Genomic DNA, 24,567 nt, shown 5'->3' with positions numbered 1-24,567 from the left:
GGTCAGGGCCTGTGCGGTACGGCGGAGACGCTCCGTGCGGCCCGCCCGTACCGGGAGGTGGTGGCGGGCTGCGGCTCCGGGCAGGGACGCGGCGCCCGGTGTGCGTGCGGCAGACCGGACGGCCAGGAGCCCATCGCCAGAAGCGGGCGGAGAGATACGGGAAAGGCTCCGCACCGCAACGGGACGGAAGATTTCCGGTACTGAATTCTGCCGTACCTGACGGCGGTTCTGATTCCTTACGGTGCTCCGTCGGACCGATTGACGGAATGGAATACCGATGACCCCGGCACTCATTTCTCCGCCTGCCCCGCCGGGCAGCCGGCGCGGCTCACGAACCGTTCTCAGGCATTGCGTGGTTCTTTCGCATGACGCGGTCTCCCCGTAACTCTTCGTTCAGAACCCCTGCGGCCGTGGCACGGCAGGAGGAGAGCCGGATTCCCAGGTCACGGGACGGCCCCACAGCTCTTCGATGCGCTCCGCGCCTGCGCCCGTACATATTCCCGCCCGGCGGAATTGCGGTGCAATGAGCGGCAGTCTGCCACAGCCTTCACCGCACGGTCCAGCAATGCACAGAATCCCCGCACCTGTTCAGCTTGCGGCTGCCACGAGGCGCGCTCGGCGCACCGAGCGCAGTCCCGCGACGGTCAGCGGGAATTCGCTGGAAAAAGATCGAAAGGGAAGTTGAAGCTCCGGTTCTGTTCCACGAAGGGGCACCGTCCGTCCGCAGTCCGGCGGCACCTCACTCCACCGCCCGCGGGCCGCCGCCGGCGGCCCGCGCCGCCAACTCCGCGACGGTGACCGCCTCACCGGAGACCGCACGGGCGACCAGACCGGCGTACCACCCCGCCCACCGGTCCGCGTCGGCCCGGCGCACCCTCAGCGGGTCGAAGTGCAACCCGCCTTCCAGGGCACCGCCCACCTCGCCGATCTGCATCCACAGCGGGAACTGACCGATCTGCTGCCGGATCGCAAGCGGGAAACACTCCGTGCCCCGGACCAGCACCGGACCCAGATCGGCGAAATGCATATGGGCACCGTAGGAGAGCCGCTCCGGCTCGAACTGGAAGCTCACCTCGTGCATCGCCCGCACGGACTCGGGTGCGAGGCCGCGCAGCACCACTGGAACGGGCAGCGCCTGATGGCGGACGGCACCCACCAGCGCGGCATGTGTGGCGGCCAGCACCGACCCGAAGGAGTCCCCGGCGGCGACCCGGGTCCGCAGCGGCAGCGAATTCACGAAATAGCCGACGGTGCGCCGGAACTGCTTCTTGCGGCCCTCGGTGGGAAAGCCCACAACGACGTCCTCGTGGCCGGTCAGCCGGTGCAGAAGCACGTTGAACGCGGCCAGCAGGACGGTGGCGGTGGACGTGCCGCTGCCGGCCGCGACGGCACGCACCCGGTCGGCCAGGGCGGACGTCAGCGTGAACCGGGCGAGTGCGGGAGCCTCCGCATCCGCCGCACCGGGTGAGCCGCCGACGGCGTCGTCGTCCGGAAGGTCCAGCGCGAATCGGCAGTCCGCCAGCCGGTCCTCCCAGTAACGGCGCATGGGCGCGGACCGGTCGCTGTCCAGCAGGGCCCGCTCACCGGCTACGAACCGGGCCCAGGAGCCGTCGGGTTCGGCGGTCGGCCTGGCCGGCCCTCCGCGGTACGCGTCGAACAGGTCCTCGCAGAGGACGAAGGTCGAAGTCAGATCGCACAGCATGTGGTGCAGCACGAGAAACAGCGTCGAGGTCTGCTCGCCCTGGTAGAGAAAGCACCGGGCCGGAGCGTCTCGCCGCAGCACGAACGGACGCGCGTAGTCCCGGTGTGCGAGGCGCAGCAACTCCTCCGCACCGATCCCCGGGGTCTCCCGCACCGTGCAGGGCGGGACGGCCGAACCCCAACGCTGCACATACCCCTGCTCTCCGATGGTGACGACACCGGTGAGCACCGGGTGGCGGGCGCACACCTCCTCCCAGGCGGTGCGTATCCGCCCGGAGTCCAGCCGCTCCCCCACCGAGAAGCACACGGCGACCTGGTAGGACGTCGATTCCGGATCCCGCTCGTGCAGGAAGTACAACGACGACTGCCCCACCGACAGCGGAACGTCGGTCACACCCCGCGCGTCACACAGCGATTCCATACGCACCCCCGAATCATCCGACCCGTGCCCGGCCGACACCGTGTCAGCGGATCCACCCCCGGAACGCATCCTCGACGACCGGTTCCGGCACCCCCCGTGACACCTGATCAGGCACGCCACCCTGCCACACGACGCCCGCCCACGGCAGACGTCCATGACGAGGAGCTGCACCCCGGCGAGTACCCGTCCGGTACAGCGAGAACTCCACTGGCTCCGCGCTCTGCTTGCCGGCCGCTGCGTGGGCGGCCGGGAGCATGAAGGGCGCCGCGAGCATTCCTCCTTCAGCGGGAGTTCTGCCCCGCCACCGGGACCCGGATTCCCGCGCACCGGTGAGGCGCGGCTCCCCGTAAAGGCAACGGGAAAGAAACCAACCCCACCGAACCGGCGGCCCAACACCGCTCGCCACACGTTCGGGTGACGGATCGTCCGTTATGCGGATTCGGTGAGGTACGGTCGGCCCCAACAACCGCACATGCATCGGCCCCCGGCAGGACGGCAATCCTGACGAGGGCCTGACCAACCAGGAAGCAGAGACCTTCCCGATGGCTGACCCGCAGTCTAACGCGGCCCTGCCCGCACACCCGCTCCCGGAGGGCGCGCCACGCGCCGGAGTGGTCCACGTACGCCACCGCCACACCGACCGCTACACGGTCGTCGGCAATCACCTCGCCCAGCATCCACGCCTGTCCGCGACGGCGATCGGGCTCGGTGTCCATATCCAGTCGCTGCGGGACGGCGCCTGCGTCACCGTCAAGGCGCTGACGCTGCGCTTCCGCGAGGGCGAGACCACGATCCGCAGGGCGCTCAACGAGCTGGAAGCGGCGGGTTACCTTCAGCGCCGCCGCGTCCCTCTCGACGGCGGGCGCTTCGCCACCCGCACCTTCTCCTACGACAAGCCCGGCTGCGCCGCCGCCGGGTCCGACCGCCGTCCCCGTCGCGCCGCTGTCGCCCCGTGCCCAACTTCCCCTCCCCGGACTCCCGCCGGGGCCTCCGACGAGGAGCGGGAAGTGCCGCCGGTCTCACCGCCACCCCGGCGGCAGCCCGCGCCGCGGATGCAGAGCGGGCAGGCGGCCGAACTTCTCGTACGGCTGCGCCTGGCCGATGCACGGCTGCTCCTCTCGGCGCGTGACGTGGCCCGCCTCGTCCCTGCCGTCGAAACCTGGCTGGCACGCTCCGCGACGCTCCCCCAGATCGCCCGCACCCTCACTGCGAACCTGCCGCCCGAGCCCCTGCCCATCCATCGCCCGGCCCGATTCCTGGAACACCGCCTGCGCATCCTCCTCCCGCCTCCGCTCCCCGCCGAGACCCAACCGGCCCCCGCCCCTCCGCCGTTGGTGACCTGTGAAGGCTGTGAGCGCGCGTTCCGCAGTCACGACCCCGGCGCGGGGTGCGCCGACTGCCGCTCCCTCGCCGCACCGGCCGCGGCGGCCGCGGCGGGGTGACGAGCGGCAGCGGGGACGCCTCCGCACGCAGCGCACGAGTGGGCGGCGCAGGTGCGCTCCGGACCGGACCGTCCCGGAGGGCGGCTTCGGGCCGCCCCCGCCCGTTCCCTGTCGGCTTGATATCCTCACAACCCGCTGATGGAGGGAATTGTGGGACATTGTCGCAACCGACCGTCACTCGCCGCACGCTCCTTGGCGTGACAGCGCTCCTTCCGCTGGCCGGATGCGCGAGGGGCGAGAAGCCCGCCTCCACTGCCTCTGCCGATGCGGCGGAGAAGAACGACAAGAAAGACAAACTGCACCCTCAACTGGCTGCTCTGGAGCGGAAGTTCGACGCCCGCCTCGGTGTGTACGCCCTCGGCACCGGCACGGGTGAGACCGTCGTCCACCGGGCGGACGAACGGTTCGCGTTCTGTTCGACGTTCAAGGGCCTGGCGGCAGCAGCGGTCCTGCACCGTAACCCGCTCTCGCATCTGGACACGGTCGTCACCTACGACGAAGACGACCTGATGAAGCACTCCCCCGTCACCGGGAGGCATGTGGCCTCCGGCATGACGATCCGGGAGCTGTGCGACGCCGCGGTCCGCCACAGCGACGGCACAGCGGGCAATCTCCTTCTCCGCGATCTGGGCGGGCCCGGCCGGCTGACGGCGTACGCCCGCAGCCTGGGCGACAAGGTGACCCGGATGGACCGGACCGAGCCGGCCATCACGGAAGCCGCACCCGGCGACCCCCGTGACACCACTTCTCCGCGGGCCTTCGGCACCGACTACCGCAAGATCGTGCTGGGGGACGCCCTGCCCTCCGGCAAGCGCGGATTCCTCCGCGACCTGCTGGAGCGGAACACGACGGGCGCCCGGCGCATCCGTGCCGGTGTGCCCGCCAGTTGGAAGGTGGCCGACAAGACCGGTACCGGTGACCACGGCACCCTCAACGACATCGCCGTGGCCTGGCCCCCGAGGTCCGCGCCGCCGCTCGTCATCGCGATCATGTCGAGCAGGGACAGCAAGGACGCGCCGTACGACGAGGACCTCATCGCGGAGGCGGCAGCGTACGTGTCGGCCGCCCTCGTCTGAGGACGCGGGTTCGCCCGGCCGGGGGCGCCGTGGCCTGCCCGGCGACAACTTCCCACCTGGGGCGGACAGTTGCCCACCGCTCGGCACCCCGTCGCGCGTCCGGCGAAGAGCCCCCGGTCCCGAGGGGCCGATGCTGGGCCTGCCCGGTCACCGGGGAACCGGAGAGGCCACCGGGGTGTCTTGACCAGTGAGCAGCGTTCACCGCCAACCTGCACAGGAGTACGCCATCTTGAAGACCCCCGGGCCCCCTCCCAGCCGCCGCACCGCCCTCGCACTCAGCGCAGGAACCGCGATGGCCGCCGCCGTCTCCTCCGGGACGGCGCATGCGGCGCCGGCCGGACGGGCCTCGGGGCCGCAGCACGGCATCGCCCGCGCCCTGCGCGAACTGGAGCGTGAACACTCGGCCCGGCTCGGCGTGTTCGCGCACAACTCCGTCACCGGCACAAGCGTGCTGTACCGCGCCGACGAGACCTTTCCCATCTGCTCGGTGTTCAAGACGGTCGCCGTCGCCGCCGTCCTCCGAGACCTCGACCAGTACGGCGAGTTCCTCGCCAAACGCGTCCGCTACACCGAGCAGGACGTCCAGGACTCGGGCTACGCGCCCGTCACTGGTGAACCGGGGAACCTCGAAGGCGGCATGACCGTGGGCGAGTTGTGCGCAGCCGCCGTCTCCTACAGCGACAACACCGCGGCCAACCTGCTGCTCCGCGAACTCGGCGGCCCCGCCTCCGTCACGCGCTTCAGCCGCTCCGTCGGTGACCGCGCCACCCGACTCGACCGCTGGGAACCGGAGTTGAACTCAGCCGAGCCCTGGCGTACGACGGACACGACGACTCCGGGCGCCATCGGACGGACCTGTGCGCGGCTCACGCTCGGCCGTGCGCTGCGTCCCCGGGACCGGAAGCGGCTCACCGACTGGCTGCTGGCCAACACCACCGGCGGCGCCCGCCTCCGCGCCGGGCTTCCCGGGAGCTGGACCCTCGCCGACAAGACGGGGACGGGTGAGTTCGGCACCACCAACGACGTCGGCGTCGCCTGGAAGCCGGACGGAACTCCGGGTACGCCCCTCGTTCTGGCCGTGCTGTCCACCAAGGACGACGCCGAGGCCGCCGCCGACGAGCCGCTGATCGCCAAGACCGCGGCCCTGCTGGCGAAGGCGCTCTGAGATCCGTCGCGGAGGCGGGTTCGGCCGAGGACGAGGATGAGGACGAGGACGAGGACGAGAACCTGCTTCCCGGCCTCCGGCAGGCTCGGCACCCCGGGCGTGCGCCACGCGGAAAAGGCGTTGGAGGTACCGCGTCCCTGCGGCATGCTGTCGGCATGCTGATCAGGGACGCCGGTGCGGAGGACTGGCCCGCCATCTGGTCCTTCTTCCAGCCGATCGTCGCCGCGGGTGAGACCTTCACCTATCCGGTCGATCTCGACGAGGGCCAGGGCCGCGACTGGTGGCTGCTGCCGAGCCCGGACCGTACGGTCGTCGCTGTGGACGGCGCGGGGGCGGTCCTGGGGAGCGCGAAGATGAACCGCAACCACATGGGCAACGGGTCGCACGTCGCCGGCGCCAGTTTCATGGTCGACCCGGCGCAGGGCGGCCGGGGCGTGGGACGCGCGCTGTGCGAGTACGCACTGGACTGGGCGCGTGCGGCGGGCTATCGCATGATGCAGTTCAACGCGGTTGTGGAGACGAACACCAATGCGGTGAAGCTCTACCGGTCGCTCGGTTTCGAGGTACTGGGCACCTTGCCGGAGGGCTTCCGGCATCCGGCGGCCGGCTACGTCGGGCTGCACGTCATGTACCGCCGCCTCTGAGCCCCGGTCCCTTTGTGTCCCCAGCCGTGGGGACCGGACCGCCATCGGTGCAGCGGCGACTGATCGCTCGGAGACCGCCGGGCCCGGACGGGGGGCGAGGGAAAGTACGAATGGGCGGCACGGAAGCAGTGGATCGCGCACCCAGGTGCTGCCGACCGACGGTCAGAAGGGGTCACTGCTCATCGGCCGGTGCCGGGGACGGAGGGCCAGCGCACCGTCAGCACGACGGATTCCTCCTCCGCGACCCAGGAGTGGTCCACGCCCCGGCCCCACACGACATAGTCGCCCTGCTGGGACAGCACCACACTGCGCCCCGGCAGTTCGACTCGGAAGCGGCCACTGATCAGGACGAGCAGGGCAGTTCGCTCCTCGCCGGTCACCCACCGCGCCCGCTCCTCACCCTGCGGGTGGACGCCCCATTTGATCTCCAGGGCCTCGCTGTGGCGGGGATCGGAGGGGGACTTGAAGTGGCCCAGCAGCCACCCCCGGTCCAGTGCCGCGTCGCTGCCCGCGTTGCCGACGTACACGGTCTCGTTCATGGCTCCGGAAGGTAGCAGCGCGACGGGGCGGGGCGGGCGGCGTCCTCTACGCACCGCCGGAGGCCGCGCGGGCGGCCTTGCCCAACAGCAGGTCCCGCTCACGGGAGTTGCGGGTGAGCGACGCCGCCCTCTCGAACTCCGCGCGCGCTTCCGCCGCCCGGCCCAGGCGCTCCAGCAGATCCCCTCGTACGCTCGGCAGCAAGTGGTAGCCCTTCAGAGCCGGTTCGTCCGTCAAGGCGTCCACCAGCTCCAGTCCAGCGGTGGGCCCCTGCGCCATCGAGACGGCGACCGCCCGGTTCAGCTCCACCACCGGGGACGGGGCCATCGCCCGCAGCCGGTCGTACAGGGCGGCGATCATCTTCCAGTCCGTGTCCTCGTAGCGGACGGCATGCGCGTGGCAGGCGGCGATGGCGGCCTGCACGGAGTAGGGGCCGTCGCCCGCGCGGTGCAGGGCCTCCGCGCCGCGGCGGATGAGCATGCGGTTCCAGCGGGTGCGGTTCTGGTCGGCGAGCAGCACGGGCCGCCCGTCGGGGCCGGTGCGGGCGGGGATGCGGGAGGCCTGGAACTCCAGCAGCGCCTGAAGGCCGTGCACTTCGCTCTCCCGCGGCATGAGGCCCGCCAGCACGCGGGCCAGACGGAGCGCGTCCTCGCACAGTGCGGGCCGCACCAGATCGTCGCCTGCCGTCGCGGAGTAGCCCTCGTTGAAGATGAGGTAGACGACTTCGAGGACGGACGAGAGCCGGGCGGCCAGTTCCTCTCCGTGGGGGACCTCGAAGGGGACCCCTGCCCTGGCGAGGGTGCGTTTGGCCCGGACGACGCGCTGGGCGACGGCCGGCTCGGTGGCGAGGAACGCGCGGGCGATCTCCTGGGTCGTCAGCCCGCCCAGCAGCCGCAGCGTGAGGGCGATCCTGCCCTCGGTCGGCAGCACGGGATGGCACGCGGTGAAGATCAGCCGCAGCAGATCGTCGTCGATGTCGCCGGCGCCGGGGATGTCGTCGGGGCCCGGCGGCGGTACGTCCTCCAGTGCACGCCCGACCTCCGCCAGCTTGCGCGCGTAGGTCTCCCTGCGGCGTACGAGGTCGATCGCGCGGTGTTTGGCGGTGGCCATGAGCCAGGCGCCCGGTCTGTCCGGGACGCCCGACCCGGGCCACTGCTCCAGGGCGGCCACCAGTGCGTCCTGCGCGAGTTCCTCGGCGATGCCCACGTCCCGCACGATGCGGGTGACACCGGCGATGATCCGCGCGGATTCGATCCTGAAGACCGCTTCGACCGTCTCTGTCACGTTTCCTGCCGTCACGGCCACTCATCACAGCAGCCGCACCGGGGCAGGGCAAGCGCAGCCGGATCAGTCCTCTGCGATCTCCCGGAGCTCGACGGTGACGGTCCAGTTCTCCGGGTGGCACTGGAGGAACCGCTTGGTCCACTCCACGGCCTCAGCCTTGTCCTTGACCTGGGTGATGGCGTAGCCGCCGATCACCTCCTTGCTCTCGGTGAAAGGACCGTCGGTGTAGCTGAAACTGCCGCCGGACCAGGTGATCCGGGTTCCCTCGGAGGTCGGGGCGAGGCCGGCGGTGTCCAGCATGACGCCCGCCTTGGTGATCTCCTCCAGCAGTGCGCCCATGCGCTCCTCGAAGCCGGGGTCGGGTGCTTCGGAGGGGAGGTTGTGTTCGTCGACACGGACCATGGACAGGTAACGCGGCATGGTGACTCCTCGGTAGGGAGGGCGGGGGCTTTCCCTGCCCTCACCCCTGCGTCGAACGGAGGACGAGCGGATCGACAGTTCCCGGGAGATTCTTCCGGGAACCTGCCGGGGGCGGCAGGCGGGAGTGGTCCGTACGCGGCGAGGGGCCGGGAGCGGGCAGGAGGGAACGGACGGCCGGACGCGGGGCCGGGCAGCCGGGCCGGAAGGCGGGGGCACCTCACGGAATGATGACCGACCGGCGCCGCGGTCACTGGCGGTCACTCGCCGTCGCCGATGAGCGGAACCCTCTCCTCCTCCACCGCCCGCCCTCTCCGGCGGGCATCGCCTCAGGTGGAAGGCTCCCTTCCCTCACACTCTCTCCTCCGATTCCGCGCACGACGACGCCTGTAGCCCCCTAGGCACACGGCAGCGTGACCATGTAATTTTCACCTTCAGTCACAGACTGTCGTGATCGAATCGCAGACCGGGTAGGGGCGGACGCTGTGCGGGACTACAGCCTTCCACCGTTGGTGGACCCGCTGAGATCGGGCGGTCTGGCCGACTCGGTCTACGAACTCGCCGCGCAGGAACCGGGACTGCTCCAGCTCGCCCGCCGCGACAGCCCTGACGGCAGCACCGGCCCGTGGCGTGAGATGTCCGCCGCCGCCTTCGCGGAGCAGGTACTGGGCCTTGCGAAGGGGCTGCTGGCCCAGGGGGTGCGCTTCGGCGACCGGGTCGCCGTGATGACCCGTACGCGCTACGAGTGGACACTCCTCAGCTTCGCGCTGTGGTCGGTCGGCGCCCAGGTGGTGCCGCTGTACCCGACCTCCTCACCCGGGCAGTTGCGCTGGGTGCTCACCGACTCCGAGGCGTGCGCGGTCGTCGTCGAGCACGAGGACCACGCGATGACGGTCGGCTCCGTCTGCGACGGCCTCCCCGGGCTGCGCCACATCTGGCAGTTGGACGCGGGGTGCGTGAACTGGCTGACGCAGGCGGGCCGTTCCGTCGAGGACACCCAGGTGCACCGGCACCGCTGGGCCGTCACCCCGCACACGACGGCCGCGGTCATCTACACCTCGGGTACGACCGGACGACCCCGCGGCTGTGCCGTCACGCACTCCAATCTCGCCACCGAGTGCGACACCCTCATCGCCGGCTGGGGCGGCCTGATGGCGGAACCGGGGCAGCAGCCCGCGATCCTCGCCTTCCTGCCCGTGGGTCATGTCTACGGGCTGATGGTGACCGTGATGTGTGTACGCGGCGGGTATCTGCTGGGGCATCAGCCCGAGATATCCGTCGGTGAACTGCTGCCCGCGCTGGCCTCGTTCCGTCCCACGTGCCTGTTCGCCGTCCCCTATGTCTTCGAGAAGATGTACGCGCTGGCGCGCATGCGGGCCGCCGAGACGGGCCGCGCCGAGATGTTCGACCGGGCCATGGACATCGCCCGGCGCTACGCGGAGGCCGGCGAGGCGCAGACGCTGGGCACCGGCCCCGGCCCGGCCACGGGGCTGCGGGCGCGGCACGCGGTCTACGACCGGCTGGTCTACCGGCACATGAGGGCCGTGCTGGGCGGCCGCACCCGGAACGTGGTCTCCAGCGGGTCGACACTCAGCCGTGAGTTCGGGCTGGCCCTCGCCGGTGCGGGGATCACCGTCTACGACGGCTACGGGCTGACCGAGACCACGGGAGCGGTCACCGCGCAGCCGCCGCGGCGTCCGCGGTTCGGCACGGTGGGACGCCCCATGCCCGGCGCCTCGGTGCACATCGCCCCTGACGGCGAGGTCTGGGTGCGCGGGCCCATGATCTTCGACGGTTACACCGGCCTGGAAGAAGCCCGTGTGGCCCGGGAGTCGGCGGGAGGCCGGAACCACCGCCATGCCAACGAGGAGTTTCTGCAGGACGGTTGGCTCGGCACCGGCGATGTGGGCTACCTCGACGACGGGTATCTGGTCATCACCGGCAGGAAGAAGGACGTCATCATCACCAGCGGAGGCTGCAGCGTCTCGCCGCTGATGCTGGAGACGCGGCTGCGCGCCCATCCCCTCATCTCCCAGGCGCTGGTGGTCGGTGACGCCCGCCCCTTCGTGGGGGCCCTGGTCACGCTGGACCCCGAGGTGCTGGAGCACTGGCGAAAGAGCCAGGAGCAACTGGGCCTCGTCGTCCCCGGGTTCAGCAGCTCTCCCTCGGAGGAGCTGGAGAGGGAAGTCGGACGAGCGGTGGCGGCGGCCAACAGCTCGGTGTCGCGGGCCGAGTCCATTCGTGCTTTCCGTATCGTCCCCGGCGAATTCAGCCTGGAGGACGGACTGGTGACTCCGTCACTCAAGCTGCGGCGAGATGCCATCACGCGCATGTACGCGGACGAAATCGACGAACTCTACACGCGGTGACCGGGAACAGGCGCAGCGGGGACCGCGGAACCGACCTGGCAATGTAGCAGTGGTGAGCGCTCAAGGACCGGTTCTTGTCAGGTCGGGACGAAGCCTCGACCACATCCTCACACACACCATTAGCGTCCGTCGCACTTCGAGGATGTGTGTGGAGAGGAGGGCGGATGCGGTCCGCCATGGCGTCCGGACGGGCGATCGGCACTGTGCTGGTCGTTCTCGGGCTCATCGCAACACTCGCCGCGCTACTGCTGCCGATCGAGTTCTTCGACGGCAACCGCAGCATTGCGCTCGCCCGGGCAGGATGGCAGGACGACGGCAAGGGAACCCGGAAAACGGAATACGGGCCCCTTACCCCGATGGACCGTGACTTCATTCGCAAGGTGCGGAATGCGGGTCTGTGGGAACTGCCGGCCGGCCGTTCCGCCCAGGAGCGCGGTACACGCAAGTCGGTGCGCGTCGCGGGTGATCACCTCGTGGACGGACACCAGGAGTTGGACCGACGGGCCATCGAGTGCGGCCGGACCCTGGATGTCTCCCTGCCCAATACGCCGGCGGGGAAGAACCAGGACTACCTCAACCAGATCAACCGTGCCAAGGGTGAGGAGTTCGACAAGATCCTTGTCGACAGGCTCCGCCGCGCTCACGGCGTGGTCTTCGGCCTTATCGGCCTCGTACGCGATCAGACCCGCAACTCGATGGTGAGGTCGTTGGCGACCCGTGCCAATGCCATCGTCCTTGATCACATCACGGTCCTGGAGGACACGGGACTCGTGGACTTCGAGGCGCTGAACGACGTGAAATGAGTGGAGTGAAGTCAATATGAGACAACAAGGCCACAAACGCTCGCGCACGACGAACAAGACCATAGCGATCGTCGCAGCGCTTCTGATCGGTGGCGGCGGAGCGGCGGCGATTGCCGCAAGTGCCTCCGCCGGATCTGATGAAGGTCCCGCACTCGCGGCCAGCACGATCGACTGTCCTGATGTTTCGCTGGCTCTGGGCGATGTGCCCAAGGAGGCCAAGGAGCCTGTCGGCAGGAAGCTCGCGGCTCTGGACCAGCAGGTTGCGACGGCCTACGGACAGTGGAACTCGAAGGAGGCGGAGTCGGAGGAGGCGCTGAACACGCTGAGCGAGCAGCGCACCGAGACCATCCGCGGAATCGGCCAGGAACTGCAGAAGGCGGGCGCAGAGCAGCCTTCGGAGATGCAGGGCATGGCCGAGTGCGAGATGAAGCAGGGCGGAGGCGGACAGCCCGAGGAGGGTGAGGAAGGCGGCGAAGGCGGCCAGCAGGCGACCGGTCCGGTTGCCGAGGACTTCGTCGACATCACCACCGTCGAGCCCAACGCTCCCGAGGAGAAGGAAGAGGCCGAGCCGGGCAGCTTCACCACGGAGTGCGGCACCAACGAGGAACAGCACTTCAACGCCGACAACGTGATCGCGGCTCCCGGCGTGAAGGCCGGTGCGCACCACGTTCACGACTACGTCGGCAACCTCGACACGGACTTCGAGTCCAGTGACGAGAGCCTCGCCGCGGCCGACACCACCTGCGCCAAGGGTGACCAGTCGACCCACTACTGGCCCGTGATCCGTCAGCTTGACGGCGTCGAGGACGAGAAGCAGCTCGGTGCCGGTGCGGACGCGTCGCCCCAGGGTGCGCTGCACGGTGACAACCAGGGTCAGGACCAGGGACAGGACCAGGGACAGGACCAAGGTCAGGACCAGGGACAGGACCAAGGTCAGGACCAAGGTCAGGACCAGGGACAGGACCAGGGACAGGACCAAGGTCAGGACCAGGGACAGGACCAGGGACAGGACCAGGGACAGGACCAAGGTCAGGACCAGGGACAGGACCAGGGACAGGACCAGGGACAGGACCAAGGTCAGGACCAGGGACAGAACGGCGGCGAGGACGGCGGCGGCGAGGAGGAGCCGGAGCTCGGTGACGGAGGTGCCTCCGACGGCAACATCGGCACCGTGCTCCAGCCGGCCACCGCCGAGCTGAAGTTCACCAAGGGCCAGGCCGAAGAGGTCGTCGCGATGCCGCGCTTCCTGCGCATCATCACCGGTGACGCCAAGTCCTTCACCAACGGCACGGAGAACGCCAACGCCTCCTGGAGCTGCGAGGGCTTCGAGGACCGTCAGCTGGAGGACAAGTACCCGATCTGCCCCGAGGGCAGCCAGATGATCCGCACGTTCAAGTTCCAGAGCTGCTGGGACGGCCAGAACACGGACAGCGGTAACCACCGTGACCACGTGTCCTTCGCCGAGGAGGACGGTTCCTGCCCCGACGGGTTCCAGGCAATCCCGGCTCTCGAGCAGCGGATCAAGTACGAACTGCCCAACGAGAACCTGTTGGACGAGGCGACGCCGTTCGCGGTCGACAGTTTCCCGGAGCAGCTGCACAAGCCGGTGACGGACCACAGTGACTTCATCAACGTCATGCCCGAGGACCTGATGAACGAGACTGTGAGCTGCATCAACGAAGGACGGGACTGCTAGCCGGCTGAATCGGCGGCTCTGTCGCGGGGCTCACACACATCTTGCCTCCGGCCCCGCGGCGGAGCACCGGCAGACCGAAGGGCGGCCCGGACACAGATTCTGTGTCCGGGCCGCCCTTGTCGTTGTTGGACTTACGGCCCTCAGGCCGGGGTCCGGCTCACCCGCAGCGAGGGGGCAGCGGGTGAGGCGGAGGTCAAAGACCGTTGACCCGGGCCTCCCGGGCGACACCCAGCGGGCGGACACCCGGGGAGGAGGCGGCACGCGACCTGCGTCCCGCCCGGGTGCGCTGCCGCCGGATCTGGCCCAGCAGCCGGCGGCCGCGGAGGGTCATCTCCAGTTCGAAGCGGGTACGGGGGTCCCGCAGGGCCGAACCGAAGAGTTTCTCGATCTGGCGGAGCCTGTAGCGCACCGTCTGCGGGTGCACCTGCAGTGTCTTGGCCGCCTCGGGCGCTCCGCCGCTCTCCAGCCACGCCAGCAGCGTGACTTCGAGCCGCTCGCTCTGCCGCGGGGTGAGTTCCGCCAGCGGGCCGAGCCAGCGGGCGGAGAGTGCGCAGGCGAGTGACTCGTCCTGCAGCAGCAGGAGCATGGACAGATGGTCGTCGACGAAGAGGACCTTGGTGTCCTGGTTGCCGCCGATGCCGCCACCGGGGCCGGGCACCGGTGTCAGCTCCAGCAGCCGCCGCGCCCAACGCACGGAAGCGCCCGCGTCGTTCAGCGGGACGGTGTGCCCGATCGCAGCGGTACGTCCGCGCAGCACGTTCTCCAGTGCTTCGCGGTCGTCGTCGGGGTCGGGTACGAGCAGGCAGAGCTCACTCTCGACGGGACTTACCAGCGCATTGCCGAGTGCGGCCGCGAGCTGCGGGACCTCGCTGGGTGAAGCGAGAGCGACAGCGCGCACCGTCTCCGGCAGCGGCCACCTGGCGGAGCGGGACAGCTCCGTCAGCCGCGGTTCCGAAATCTCCTCCTCTCCCATGAGGGCGGTGAACAGTTGCCGGCGAGCCCGGTCGATGGGCACCGCCGCCGCTGTGACGTTGTCACCCTGCCCGGCGGTTCCCTTCTCCGTGTTCTCCGTCTCCTCTGTTTCCGGAGCATGATGCCCAAGAGCGGCCATCAATGCCTGCTCCACGGCCCATTGAGCATCCTCGCGGTCAATTTCCCGCAGAAAAGCGGACATTGCCGGTATGCTGCGCTGGAGTGCGTCCACCATCTGGTCGGCGACGGCGGGCAGCTCCTTTCTCTGAACGCGCATCCACTCGCCTCGGGGGCGCGACCGGATGCGGTTGAGCACATCGCTCATCTCTACCTCGTTCCTGCCGGGTTGAGCCTGTCCGAGCACGGGAGGGACAGGCCCGCGGAGGTTGCCTCCGAGCCGGTATCCCGCACCGGTCACGGAGTTGAGGGTCCCCCTGCTTCCCCTGAGTGGGCATCATCGACATCGGGGGGTGTGTCGGCGATCCCACTGGCAGAATTTGTCACAGAGCGATAAATCCTGTGAAGGTCCCGGGGAGTTCCGAGATGCTACTGCATCCCGACCACCGCATTCCGGTCGCGCAAAGTAGGGCGCCAACACCAGAACGTCACGGGTGATTTCCCGTTCAACTGCTTTGCGGTGAACGGCAGATGCGGGACCGAGGGTCAGGTCGGACTACGGCGACAGTGCGATCGGAAGCTCCGATGCCCCCAGAACAGATTCGCGTCAGGCCAACCGAGCGCCGCCCCCCGGCGCCCAACGCTGCCCGCACAGGCGGCTTCAGTTCCCGCCGGGACGACGCCGGCGGGCCGAGAGTCGAGCCCGAACTGTCCAGAAAGAGTACGAGCGCCCGTCTGGCGCCCCGGTACACGGCCTTCATCATGGCCGCCGTCCTCGCGCTGATCTTCGCGGTCAGCGACAACTCCCTGGCCCGCGCCTGGGCGTTCATCGACTTCGCCTCGGGCGTGGTCTCCCTGCTGCTGCTCACGTTCACCGTGATGTGGGGCGTGGCCGCCGCCGACCGGTTCGTCCTCGACCCGGTCCACCGTCTGATCGCCCAGGCGGTGCACCGCGGCGCCTCGGTCGGCGGACTCACTTTCCTCGGTCTGCACATCTGGTCGAAGGTTGCGCTGGGGTCGACCAGCGCACTGGCGGCGGCGGTGCCCTTCCTCGACGGGGCCCAGCCGGTCCTGGTGGGCCTGGGCACGATCTCCGGGTACCTGTTCCTGGCCGTGGCCGTGACCGGGGCCGTGAGGGGTGCCTTCGCCCGCAAGGGCCAGTCCCGCCTGTGGCGCGCCCTGCACATGACCGCCTACCTCGCCTGGGGATGTGCCCTGGTGCACGGCCTGCGTGCCGGCCGTGCAGTCGTCGACTACGTGGACGTCGGGTACGCCCTGTGCCTCACCGGCGTGACCGTCGTACTGATGATGCGGCTCGCTCCGCCGCGCGGCACGCGGAAGAGCCCCGGCAAGAAGGAGAAGCAGTGACCTCTGTCGTGCCCACCCCCGTGTCCGCGTCCAGCGCGGGCGCGGTCCCCACCCTCGCCTCCTACGGGCCGCCCCGGCTCCTGGCGGGTCTGGGTACCGGCGCGGCCTGGAGCAGGCGGCTGGACCGAGTCGGGCATCTGACCGTGCACGGTCAGATGCCGGATCTGCGTCTCGAGGAAGTGGTCGCCCTCGCCGAGAACATCGACCTGCGCGGACGCGGAGGTGCCGGATTCCCCTTCGCGCGCAAACTCAACTCCGTCATCGACGCCGCACGCCGGCGCGGGGAGGCACGGACCGCCGTCGTCGTCAACGGCAGCGAGGGCGAACCGAGCTGCCTCAAGGACACCGCGCTTCTGCTGTTCACGCCGCATCTGGTGCTGGACGGTGCGCTGCTGGTCGCCCGCGCGCTCAACACCGGTGACGTGAGCATCGGTGTGACCCGGGCGGACACCGAACGCTCGCTCCGCGACGCCATCGCCGAGCGCGGCCCGAGCGGTCCGCGCGTGCGGGTGATACGGATGCCGGAACGCTTCGTCACCGGTGAATCCTCCGCCATGGTCAACGGCGTCAACCAACTGCCCGTCCTGCCCTCCGGAACCGGGGTCCGCTCCAGCGACAGCGGCGTCGCCGGCCTGCCCACCCTGCTGTCCAACACCGAGACCTTCACCCAGCTCGCCATCGCCGCACGCCTGGGCGCCCTCGACTTCCGCAACGTCGGCCTTCCCGCCGAGCCCGGCACATTCCTGCTGACCGTCGCCGGACAGCACGTGGTGGAGACCCCGGCCGGATCGCCGCTTTCCTACGTCCTCGGGCTGTGCGGCACCGACCCCGGGCAGGGCGTACTGGTCGGCGGCTACCACGGGCGCTTCCTGGACCGGGACGCCGCATGGTCGGCGCGCATCTCCCGCGATGCTCTGGAAGCACTGGGCTCGACCCTGGGCGCGGGCGCCCTGCTGCCCCTGCCGGAGGGGACCTGCCCGGTCGGTGAGGTTCTCCAGGTCGCCCGCTGGCTGGCCAAGGAGTCCGCGGGACAGTGCGGTCCGTGTGTGCTGGGGCTTCCCGCCCTGGCCGACACGCTCGCCTGGGCGGCCGACGGCGGCGGGCAGGAAGCCCTCGACGCCGTACGGGCACGGGCCGGCGGCGTCAAGAAGCGCGGAGCTTGCAGCCACCCGGACGGCACCGCACGCCTGGTGGAATCGGCGCTGGAGACGTTCCCGGAGGAATTCGCCGAGCACGCGCTGGGCTACGGCTGCGGCCGGCCCGTCCTCGGATCGATGGCGCTGCCCGAGGAGTTCCCGCCCACCGGCGGCCGGAGCACCCGCCGTTCCCGTCCGGAGCGCACGCGGGGCACCGGAAGGGGCCAGCCCCAGCAGCAGCCCCAGAAGCAGCGGCGGCTGGTCGTCGACTGGACGCTGTGTCAGGGGCACGGGCTGTGCGAGGGCGTGGTGCCCGACATGATCGAACTGGACGCCGACGGCTACCCGTCCGGGGCGTCGGCCGAAGTGACACCGCAGATGCACAAACAGGCCCAGCGCGCGGTGCGCCGCTGCCCGGCGCTGGCACTGCGCATCGTGGAGAAATGACACGGCGCGGGAGTGGGCGGGAGTGGGCCCGGCGCCGAACGGGGCGCGGCACGCCGCCCGTTGGGGCGGCGGGCGCGCTCGCACCGCCGCGGACCGGGTTTTTCCCGATCTGACAATTTTTCGCCACACGAAACACTCCTGCACCACACTCACAGGCCAGCCACACAACTCGAGCACTTGAAGGAGCGGTCATGAGGAAGCAGCGGCACGTGGCTCTTGTCGGGACCGCGGTCGCCGTCGCGCTTTTCGCGACGGGGTGCGGGTCCTCGGGGCAGGGTGAGGCCTCCGGCCAGAAGATCCAGCCGGCGGGCGCCGCCGGTGACGGGAAGGATTCGCAGACCGGCGACGCCGTCGGTGAGGGCCAGTCGGACAAGAGCGGTCCCGCCGGCTCCCTCCAGGTCAAGAACACCTCCAAGCTGGGTGACGTCGTCACCGACGCCAAGGGCTGGACGCTGTACCGCTTCGACGACGACACCGCCTCACCGTCCCAGTCCAACTGCTCGGGCGACTGCGAAGAGGCATGGCCGGCCGTGCCCGCGAAGGACGCCAAGGCGACCGCGGGCATCTCCGAGAGCCAGGTGGGCAAGGTCAAGCGCACCGACGGCTCCTACCAGTTGACGCTCGGCGGCTGGCCCGTCTACCGCTACGCGAAGGACACCTCGCCCGGCGACGTCAAGGGGCACGGCGCGAAGGGCACCTGGAACGCCCTCGCCCCGGACGGCAACAAGGCCAGCGCCGCGAACACCAAGGAGATCAAGGCCGTCGACAATCCGGAGCTGGGCGAGATCCTCGCGGACGCGAAGGGGCGTACGCTCTACCGCTTCAACAAGGACTCGGCATGGCCGATGAAGTCCAACTGCAAGGGCGAGTGCCTGGATTCGTGGAAGCCCGCCCGGCCGGTCGACAAGCGCAAGGTCTCCGGCGTCGACCCGAAGCTGCTGACCACGTACAAGCGTGCCGACGGCACCGAGCAGCTCACGATCGACTGCTGGCCGCTGTACTGGTTCACCGGTGACGAGAAGGCCGGCGACATCAACGGCCAGGGCAAGGACGGCGAGTGGTACGCCGCCACGCCCGACGGGAAGAAGGCCGGCGCCACCCGCGAGTGACCTGCCCTCCGGCTACGGCCGGGAGCATCCGGCGTCCTTCCGGGGCCCGCCGCTCCTGAACACGCCTCGCACCGCGCCTGCCGGCGCAGGTGAGGGGCCGGGGGCGCGGGCCCCGGGGTTTTCCCCGGCGCCGGCCGGCCCGCCACACGCCCGCTGTCAGGGCGCGGGTCGGCCGGCGGCAGGAGCGGCAGGACCGTGCCCCGGCGCGCCGAGTCGTGCCAGCGCCGCCGCCGTCATCGCGCGTACGCCCGCCGGGAGGCCGGAGCGTACGTGCGGGGCGAAGTGCGGTGAGTGGTTGGACGGCAGCGCGGCCAGCTTCTCGGCCGCGGTCGCACCGGGAGCCGAGGCGTACTCGCGCGGCCCGGTCACACCCAGCATCCAGTAGACGGAGGCGATTCCGCTCATGCCGTGCAGCGGCCGGCCCGCCTCCGCGTAGAGGGGGAAGTCCTCGGCCGCCATGGCGGGACGCCAGCCGGAGACCCGCTCCTGCCCGAACAGCTCCCGGTGCGCACGTACGACGTCCGCGGTCGCGGCGGGGTCGGTCAGCAGCACCGGGGAGCGGGAGACGACGCGCGTCTCCGCCTCCCTGGGGCAGCCGGAGGCGGCGCTCTCGGCGAGAACGGTGCGCTCCACGGCCTTTTCCAGGCGGTCCAGGGCCGGTTGGGACAGCGCCCGTACGGTGAGACCGAGCGTGGCCCGGTCGGCGATCACGTTGCTCCCCGAACCCGCGTGCAGGGAACCGACGGTGAGCACGGCCTGTTCGGCAGGGGCCGACTCGCGCGCCGTGAGGCCCTGCAGGCGCATGACGAGGGCGGCGGCCGTCACCAGCGGGTCGACGGCCAGATGCGGGGCGCCCGCGTGACCGCCCCTGCCGTGGATGACGACGTCCATGCTCACGCTCCCCGCCAGCACCGGGGTGTGTTCGGCCGCATGGGCGACCAGTCCGGCCGGGAGCGGCGCGGAGTGCTGGGCGAGCACGGTCCCGGGCCGTCCGAACCGCTCGTAGAGCCCGTCACGCAGCATGGCCTCCGCGCCCGAGAGCGTCTCCTCGGCCGGCTGCCCGACGATCACGACAGTGCCGCGCCAGGACCGCCTCCCCCGTGCCAGGAGCGAGGCGGCGCCGGCCAGGGCGGCGGCGTGCAGATCGTGGCCGCACGCGTGCATCGCGGGGCCGTCGCTGGCGTAGGGCAGGCCGGTGCGCTCGCGCACCGGCAGGGCGTCCAGTTCCGCGCGCAGCATCACGCGGGGCCCCTCGCCGTTGCGCAGCACCCCGACGACGCCGTGGCCGCCGACGCCGCCGGTGACCTCGTAGCTCTCCTGGCGGAGCCAGTCGGCGAAGCGGGCGGCCGTGCGGCTCTCCTGGCCCGACAGTTCGGGGTTGCGGTGCAGATCGAGGTAGAAGGTGACCAGCGGCCGCAGGAGCGCCTCCAGTCCGTCCAGAACGGGGGCGGTGTCCCGGACCGCGGCGGAGCCTGTCTGCTCGGCGGTCCCCGCGGCCGGCCCGGGAACGGTCTCTTCGGGTGCCCCGGGGACGGTCTCTTCGGGTGCCCCGGGGGCGGTCTCCCGGGCCGTCCCGCCGGCACGGGCGGCGGATGTGGTCACGGAGACATCCTCCCAGCACACGCGCGCCGGTCGCACTGGCACGTCGCTGACATCAGGTGTCAGCGACGTGTCAGCGGAACATCGACGGATCTGCCAGTGGGATGGGCTGGAATGGCAGCACGCCGCGCCACCGGTACCCCGGTGGCCGAAGACTCAAGGAGACCCCCATGGCTGAGAAGTCCTCCCTCGCCTCGCTCGCCGACGAGATCCTGGAGCTGGAGTCCGAGACCTTCGAGATCTCGGACTACTCGGACGCCAGCGAGGTCGTCCTCGCGGGTTCGACGAGCTGCTCCTCCACCTCGACCTGCTCCTCCACCACCAGCACCACCTCCTGCAGCGCCTGACCTGCTCCGGCGCGCACACGGCGAAGCCGAGAACGGCCCTCTCCCTGGCGGAGAGGGCCGTTCGCATGCTGCGGCCCCGCGAGGCGCCCGTACTGCCGCCGAGGGGCGTACACGCCCCTTCACGCACGCGCCCCGGACAGAAGCCCGCCCACGTCCGCGCGGTGCACGCCGCCCCCAACTCCCGCAGAACGCGCGGGAGAAGCGGGCACGCGCGGGGCGGCTCCCCCACGGGCGCCACAGCGGCGCTCAGGGAAATGGGTGGGGCACCATCCGGATCTCCCCGTCCTCCAGGTCGGTGCTGCGCAGTCCTGCCCGCCTGGCCGCCGTGCGCAGCCGCGGCATGAGCGGGGCACGCTGGCGCGACCAGCCGAAGTCGATGGGGAGCAGTCCGGGGACGATCGTGCTGACCGTGCACAGGCCCATGCGTTCCTGCTCCGGCGTCGTCTGGTCGACGACGAGAACATCGTGCCCGGCGGCCGTCAGGCCGTCCCGGCACAGGGCGAGGTCGTCCAGCAGGTCGCCGGTGCGCGGGCGCAGGCTCTTCTGCCACTCCCCGTACAGTCCCTCGGGCGCCTCCACACGTTCGGGCCGCAGATACGGCTCCACGTGCCGGGCCATCCGGGGGAGGCCGTACAGCTGGGCGTGGTCCTTCAGATGCAGCACCTTGCTGAAGTCGTCGGCCATCGCCTCCAGTTCACCTCGGCGCTCGGCGACCTGGCGGGGCAGGTGCGGGATGTAGGTGAGCACCTCCGACAGGGCGCCCTCCAGTGCCGCCGCCGGGTCCAGGCTCGCGCCGGCGCCGAAGGAGAAGCTGCCGGGGCCGCCGTCGCGGCGCACGGCCAGGGCCGTCACGACGGGTACGGGGAGGTCGATGCGGTTGTCGAAGGCGTGCACGTCGTAGCCCTGCAGGGCGGCACGGGCGATCATGGCGGGGACCGCTCCGCCCGCGGAGGCGAGGTCGATCCCGGTCAGCGGGGTGCCGCCGTACCAGGCCAGCAGGAAGGCGTCCCGCTCGATGAGTTCGAGCAGCCCGCCCAGTACGGCCTCCTCCAGGCAGCTGCCGATGGCGCAGCCGTTGGAGCACTCGAAGACGAAGTTGTCCGCCGACAGTCCCGCGCTGTAGTACGCCAGTCTGGCCGGGACCAGCACCGTCCGGTCGTCCCGCAGCGAGTACCCCCGCACCCAGGGGATCTCGCGGTCGGGGTCGAAGGGACTGACCATCGGGTCGTCGCGGTAGGTGGCGCTCGCGTAGAAGCCGCACTCGGCGGGATCGAGGGCCTCCTCGGCGACGCTGCTCCAGGCCGCCCTCAGCAGGGGCCCGCGGCGGCGCCGGTGGGTTCCGGCGTAGCGCTCCAGACCTTCCAGGAAAGCCAGTTCGCGGCTGGCGTCGAAGCCGTTGGCCTGTCCGCTCCAGGTGACGTCCGTCAGCCCGGCGTAGCCGCGCATGAAGACACTGCCGGCCACGGGTGCCGTGGTCGGCGAGGTGACGTTGATCCAGGTTCCGGCGCCGAGCACGCCGGTGACGGGGTTGGCCAGCGCCTCCCGCGGCATCGGGTAGGAGGATGCCGCACGCAGCCGGTAGGAGTCCGGGTCCGGTTTGGGCCGGCGGGCAGGGCGGGGCGGCGCGACGTCGTGGGAACCGGCCTCGTGCGGCGCGCAGTCGGGGCAGAGCGGCTCGGCGAGCAGCGGGTACGTGCGCACCGCCAGGGTCTCCAGGTCCAGCCGGGAGACCTGCGGCAGCGCCCGGTCGGCGGGCAGACCTCCCGGGGGCAGGGCCGAACCGCCCAGGGCCGCGTCGCACAGGGCGGCCGCGGCGTCGAGGACGTGGTCGGGAAGCTGCGGCCACGCGCCCGCCGCCCTCATGCCGGCGCCGGTCTCCAGCGCGTCCCGCTCGGTGCGGGTGCGCAGGCGCTGCCAGCGCATGCCCAGGCAGCGCCCGCAGGCCGCGGTGCCCTCCTCACCGCCCCACGGGCCCACCAGGACCGCTTGCGCGGTGAGCTGGACGGTGGCGCGGGCCCGTACCGAGGCGTACGGGTCCCGCTCCGCCTCCCCCAGCACGTCGGCCGCACCCAGCGGCACCACGACGGGCGTGGCAGCCCGCACGCAGCGCAGGGCGAGTGCGTGCTCCAGGCGCTCCCGGGCCGCCTCCAGTGGTGTGCCGCCGGTGACGGCCGTGGTGGTCATGCCCTGTTGCTCCAGCGGAAGGTCTTCAGCGCGACGGCGCCGAAGACGGCGGTGAAGACGACCAGGCCGCCGCAGCCCAGGACGATGTCGCCCATGTCCCCTCGGCCCGAAAGCGCCGCGGAGACCGCGTCGTTGAGGTACCGCAGCGGCAGGATGCGCGAACCGGTCTCCAGCCACGAGGGCAGCATGTCCATCGGCATGAACGAGCCGGAGAGGAACGCCATGGGAACCATCAGGCAGTTGGCGATGGCAGCGACCGCCTCGGGGGTGTCGGCGAGCGAGCCGATGACCACGCCGATGGTCATGAACGCGGTGATGCCGAGGACCAGGACGGGCACCGCCATCGGCCAGCCGCCCTTCACCTCGAGGCCGAAGGGCGGCAGCATCGCGACCCCGACGAAGAGCACGGCCTGCACGAGTCCGACGCCCACCGCGAGCACGTAGCGCGAGCCCAGCACGGTCGGCAGCCTCGTGGGCGTCATCCGGATCAGGCGCAGAAGGTCGTCGCGGCGCCACTGCATCAGGGTGAACGCCACACTGAAGACGGCCGCGTTGGCCACGCCCCAGGACATCACGCCGGGGGCGATGTAGGAGATGTACGGGTTCCCGGACTGCTTGACGTCCTGGCCGCTGAAGATCAGGCCGAAGACGACCAGGAAGATCAGCGGGAAGGCGAAGGTGAAGAAGAGGGTGGCCTTGTCCCTCACCTGCGCCCGGTATCCGGACCCTGTCAGTGCTGCGTACGCGCTCATGCCTGCCGCTCCGTGTCGTTGTCGCCGTCCGGGCCGGGTCCGGTGAGGGAACCGGTGAGTTCGAGGTAGACGTCCTCGAGGGTCGCGGTGCGGGTCTGTACGTCCGTCAGCCCCGCGAGTGCGTCGACGGCCGTGAGGACCTGGCCGGAGACCCGCGTCTCCAGCACGAGCGAGCCGCCCTGCTCCTCGGCGCGGTCGACGCCGGGTATCGCCATGGCCGCCTCCGCGGTGAGCCGTCCGGCGGGGATCATCAGCCGGGTCGGCGCACCGGCCGCGGCCACCAGGTTGTGCGGGCTGTCCAGGGCGGCGACCGAACCGGCGACGAGGATCGCGACCCGGTCGCACAGGGCCTCGGCCTCGTCGAGGTGGTGGGTGGTGTAGACGATGGTGCGCCCCTGCCTCTTCAGGCCGCGCAGCACCTCCCACAGGTCGCGCCGGGCCTGCGGGTCGAGGGCGGCCGTCGGCTCGTCGAGGAAGATCAGCTCCGGTTCGTGGACGAGCGCCGAGGCGATGGCGAGGCGCTGTCGCTGGCCGCCGGAGAGGTTCTCGACCATCACCTCCCGCTGCCCGCTGAGTCCGACCGCTTCCAGGGCGCCGTCCGCGGCCTGCCTGCCCACGCCGAACAGGGCGGCGACGGTGCTCAGATGCTCACGGGCGGTCTGGCGTACGAAGAACGCGGAGGACTGGGTCTGCACTCCCATCCGCGGGAGCAGGCCGACGTTGCGCGGCCAGGGTGACTGCCCGAGGACGGACACCTTTCCGGAGTCGGCCTCACGCAGACCTTCCATGATCTCCACCAGGGTCGTCTTGCCGGCCCCGTTGGGCCCGAGAAGACCGAAGAACTCGCCGCGCCGCACCTCCAGCGACACCCCGGCCACGGCCTCGTGTTCGCCGTAGCGCTTGCGGATCTCCTCGACGACGATCGTCTTCTGCGGTGATGTCTCGTGCCGTTCGGCCGGCACGGCCCTTGCCTCGCTCATG

At 70.8% G+C, this 24,567-nt stretch carries 20 protein-coding genes; 11 read left to right on the top strand and 9 right to left on the bottom strand.

Going from position 1 to position 24,567, the window contains the following annotated elements; all coding sequences use genetic code 11:
• Window positions 1–739: 739 nt before the first annotated feature.
• The gene (locus tag H343_RS0114005) at window positions 740–2,122 is read right to left on the bottom strand and encodes a condensation domain-containing protein (RefSeq protein ID WP_028431671.1); all 1,383 of its coding nucleotides are present in this window, start codon (window positions 2,120–2,122) and stop codon (window positions 740–742) included.
• A 542-nt stretch (window positions 2,123–2,664) separates the two neighbouring features.
• Between H343_RS0114005 and H343_RS0114000 the strand changes: the two genes are divergently transcribed.
• The 4 genes from H343_RS0114000 to H343_RS0113985 all read left to right on the top strand — a co-directional run bounded on the left by H343_RS0114000 (window position 2,665) and on the right by H343_RS0113985 (window position 6,449).
• On the top strand, window positions 2,665–3,564 hold the full coding sequence (locus H343_RS0114000) for a helix-turn-helix domain-containing protein (protein WP_037903668.1): 900 nt from the start codon (window positions 2,665–2,667) through the stop codon (window positions 3,562–3,564).
• 158 nt (window positions 3,565–3,722) lie between these two features.
• Window positions 3,723–4,640: a class A beta-lactamase gene (gene bla, locus H343_RS0113995; protein ID WP_028431669.1), complete on the top strand. Its 918-nt coding sequence runs from the start codon at window positions 3,723–3,725 to the stop codon at window positions 4,638–4,640.
• A gap of 292 nt (window positions 4,641–4,932) precedes the next feature.
• Complete coding sequence (gene bla / locus H343_RS0113990) at window positions 4,933–5,805, top strand: class A beta-lactamase (protein WP_051265178.1); 873 nt, start codon at window positions 4,933–4,935, stop codon at window positions 5,803–5,805.
• A 155-nt stretch (window positions 5,806–5,960) separates the two neighbouring features.
• Window positions 5,961–6,449 carry a GNAT family N-acetyltransferase gene (locus H343_RS0113985; RefSeq protein ID WP_028431667.1) on the top strand — a complete coding sequence of 163 codons (489 nt, stop codon included), beginning with the start codon at window positions 5,961–5,963 and terminating at the stop codon, window positions 6,447–6,449.
• Window positions 6,450–6,628: 179 nt separating this feature from the next.
• Here the strand turns inward: H343_RS0113985 and H343_RS0113980 are convergent, their stop codons facing one another.
• Genes H343_RS0113980 through H343_RS0113970 form a run of 3 tightly spaced genes read right to left on the bottom strand, consistent with a single transcriptional unit; the run spans window position 6,629 to window position 8,690 of the window.
• On the bottom strand, window positions 6,629–6,988 hold the full coding sequence (locus tag H343_RS0113980; protein ID WP_028431666.1) for a hypothetical protein: 360 nt from the start codon (window positions 6,986–6,988) through the stop codon (window positions 6,629–6,631).
• Window positions 6,989–7,034: 46 nt separating this feature from the next.
• Window positions 7,035–8,291 (bottom strand): RNA polymerase sigma factor, encoded by a 1,257-nt coding sequence (locus tag H343_RS0113975; protein WP_106958845.1) that lies wholly within the window; start codon window positions 8,289–8,291, stop codon window positions 7,035–7,037.
• A 42-nt stretch (window positions 8,292–8,333) separates the two neighbouring features.
• On the bottom strand, window positions 8,334–8,690 hold the full coding sequence (locus tag H343_RS0113970; protein WP_028431664.1) for a YciI family protein: 357 nt from the start codon (window positions 8,688–8,690) through the stop codon (window positions 8,334–8,336).
• 482 nt (window positions 8,691–9,172) lie between these two features.
• Between H343_RS0113970 and H343_RS0113965 the strand changes: the two genes are divergently transcribed.
• The 3 genes from H343_RS0113965 to H343_RS0113955 all read left to right on the top strand — a co-directional run bounded on the left by H343_RS0113965 (window position 9,173) and on the right by H343_RS0113955 (window position 13,555).
• Window positions 9,173–11,056 carry an AMP-dependent synthetase/ligase gene (locus tag H343_RS0113965; protein WP_051265175.1) on the top strand — a complete coding sequence of 628 codons (1,884 nt, stop codon included), beginning with the start codon at window positions 9,173–9,175 and terminating at the stop codon, window positions 11,054–11,056.
• A gap of 164 nt (window positions 11,057–11,220) precedes the next feature.
• Entirely contained in the window at window positions 11,221–11,859 is a 639-nt protein-coding gene (locus H343_RS0113960; protein WP_028431662.1) for a DUF4142 domain-containing protein, read from the top strand.
• Window positions 11,860–11,875: 16 nt separating this feature from the next.
• On the top strand, window positions 11,876–13,555 hold the full coding sequence (locus H343_RS0113955) for a DUF1996 domain-containing protein (protein ID WP_028431661.1): 1,680 nt from the start codon (window positions 11,876–11,878) through the stop codon (window positions 13,553–13,555).
• A 193-nt stretch (window positions 13,556–13,748) separates the two neighbouring features.
• On the opposite strand, the gene H343_RS0113950 is transcribed toward H343_RS0113955, so the two are convergent.
• Window positions 13,749–14,804 carry a PucR family transcriptional regulator gene (locus H343_RS0113950; RefSeq protein ID WP_486586896.1) on the bottom strand — a complete coding sequence of 352 codons (1,056 nt, stop codon included), beginning with the start codon at window positions 14,802–14,804 and terminating at the stop codon, window positions 13,749–13,751.
• Between the two features lie 602 nt (window positions 14,805–15,406).
• Here H343_RS0113950 and H343_RS0113945 point away from each other — a divergent pair.
• The 3 genes from H343_RS0113945 (at window position 15,407) to H343_RS0113935 (ending at window position 18,704) form a co-directional block, all read left to right on the top strand.
• A complete protein-coding gene (locus H343_RS0113945; protein ID WP_037903665.1) occupies window positions 15,407–16,012 on the top strand; it encodes a hypothetical protein in 606 nt (201 codons plus the stop codon).
• Window positions 16,009–17,595: an NADH-ubiquinone oxidoreductase-F iron-sulfur binding region domain-containing protein gene (locus tag H343_RS0113940; RefSeq protein WP_051265169.1), complete on the top strand. Its 1,587-nt coding sequence runs from the start codon at window positions 16,009–16,011 to the stop codon at window positions 17,593–17,595. Before H343_RS0113945 ends, H343_RS0113940 begins: the two co-directional genes overlap by 4 nt.
• A 191-nt stretch (window positions 17,596–17,786) precedes the next feature.
• On the top strand, window positions 17,787–18,704 hold the full coding sequence (locus H343_RS0113935; protein ID WP_028431657.1) for an SCO0930 family lipoprotein: 918 nt from the start codon (window positions 17,787–17,789) through the stop codon (window positions 18,702–18,704).
• A gap of 156 nt (window positions 18,705–18,860) precedes the next feature.
• On the opposite strand, the gene H343_RS0113930 is transcribed toward H343_RS0113935, so the two are convergent.
• A complete protein-coding gene (locus tag H343_RS0113930; protein WP_028431656.1) occupies window positions 18,861–20,144 on the bottom strand; it encodes an amidohydrolase in 1,284 nt (427 codons plus the stop codon).
• 329 nt (window positions 20,145–20,473) lie between these two features.
• Here H343_RS0113930 and H343_RS0113925 point away from each other — a divergent pair, with 329 nt between their 5' ends.
• Entirely contained in the window at window positions 20,474–20,650 is a 177-nt protein-coding gene (locus tag H343_RS0113925) for a thiazolylpeptide-type bacteriocin (protein WP_028431655.1), read from the top strand.
• Between the two features lie 246 nt (window positions 20,651–20,896).
• Here the strand turns inward: H343_RS0113925 and H343_RS0113920 are convergent, their stop codons facing one another.
• From H343_RS0113920 to H343_RS30525, 3 genes are read right to left on the bottom strand one after another with little or no spacing between them, the layout of a single operon-like run.
• Entirely contained in the window at window positions 20,897–22,834 is a 1,938-nt protein-coding gene (locus H343_RS0113920) for a TOMM precursor leader peptide-binding protein (RefSeq protein WP_028431654.1), read from the bottom strand.
• Entirely contained in the window at window positions 22,831–23,586 is a 756-nt protein-coding gene (locus H343_RS0113915; protein WP_028431653.1) for an ABC transporter permease, read from the bottom strand. Before H343_RS0113915 ends, H343_RS0113920 begins: the two co-directional genes overlap by 4 nt.
• Window positions 23,583–24,566 (bottom strand): ABC transporter ATP-binding protein, encoded by a 984-nt coding sequence (locus H343_RS30525; RefSeq protein WP_051265166.1) that lies wholly within the window; start codon window positions 24,564–24,566, stop codon window positions 23,583–23,585. The genes H343_RS0113915 and H343_RS30525 overlap by 4 nt, the downstream gene beginning before the upstream one ends.
• Window position 24,567 lies beyond the last annotated feature (1 nt).

The sequence above is a fragment of the Streptomyces sp. TAA204 genome (genome assembly GCF_000424965.1).
Note: the sequence above shows the minus strand (reverse complement) of the source record. Positions and strands in the feature narration are given on the sequence as shown.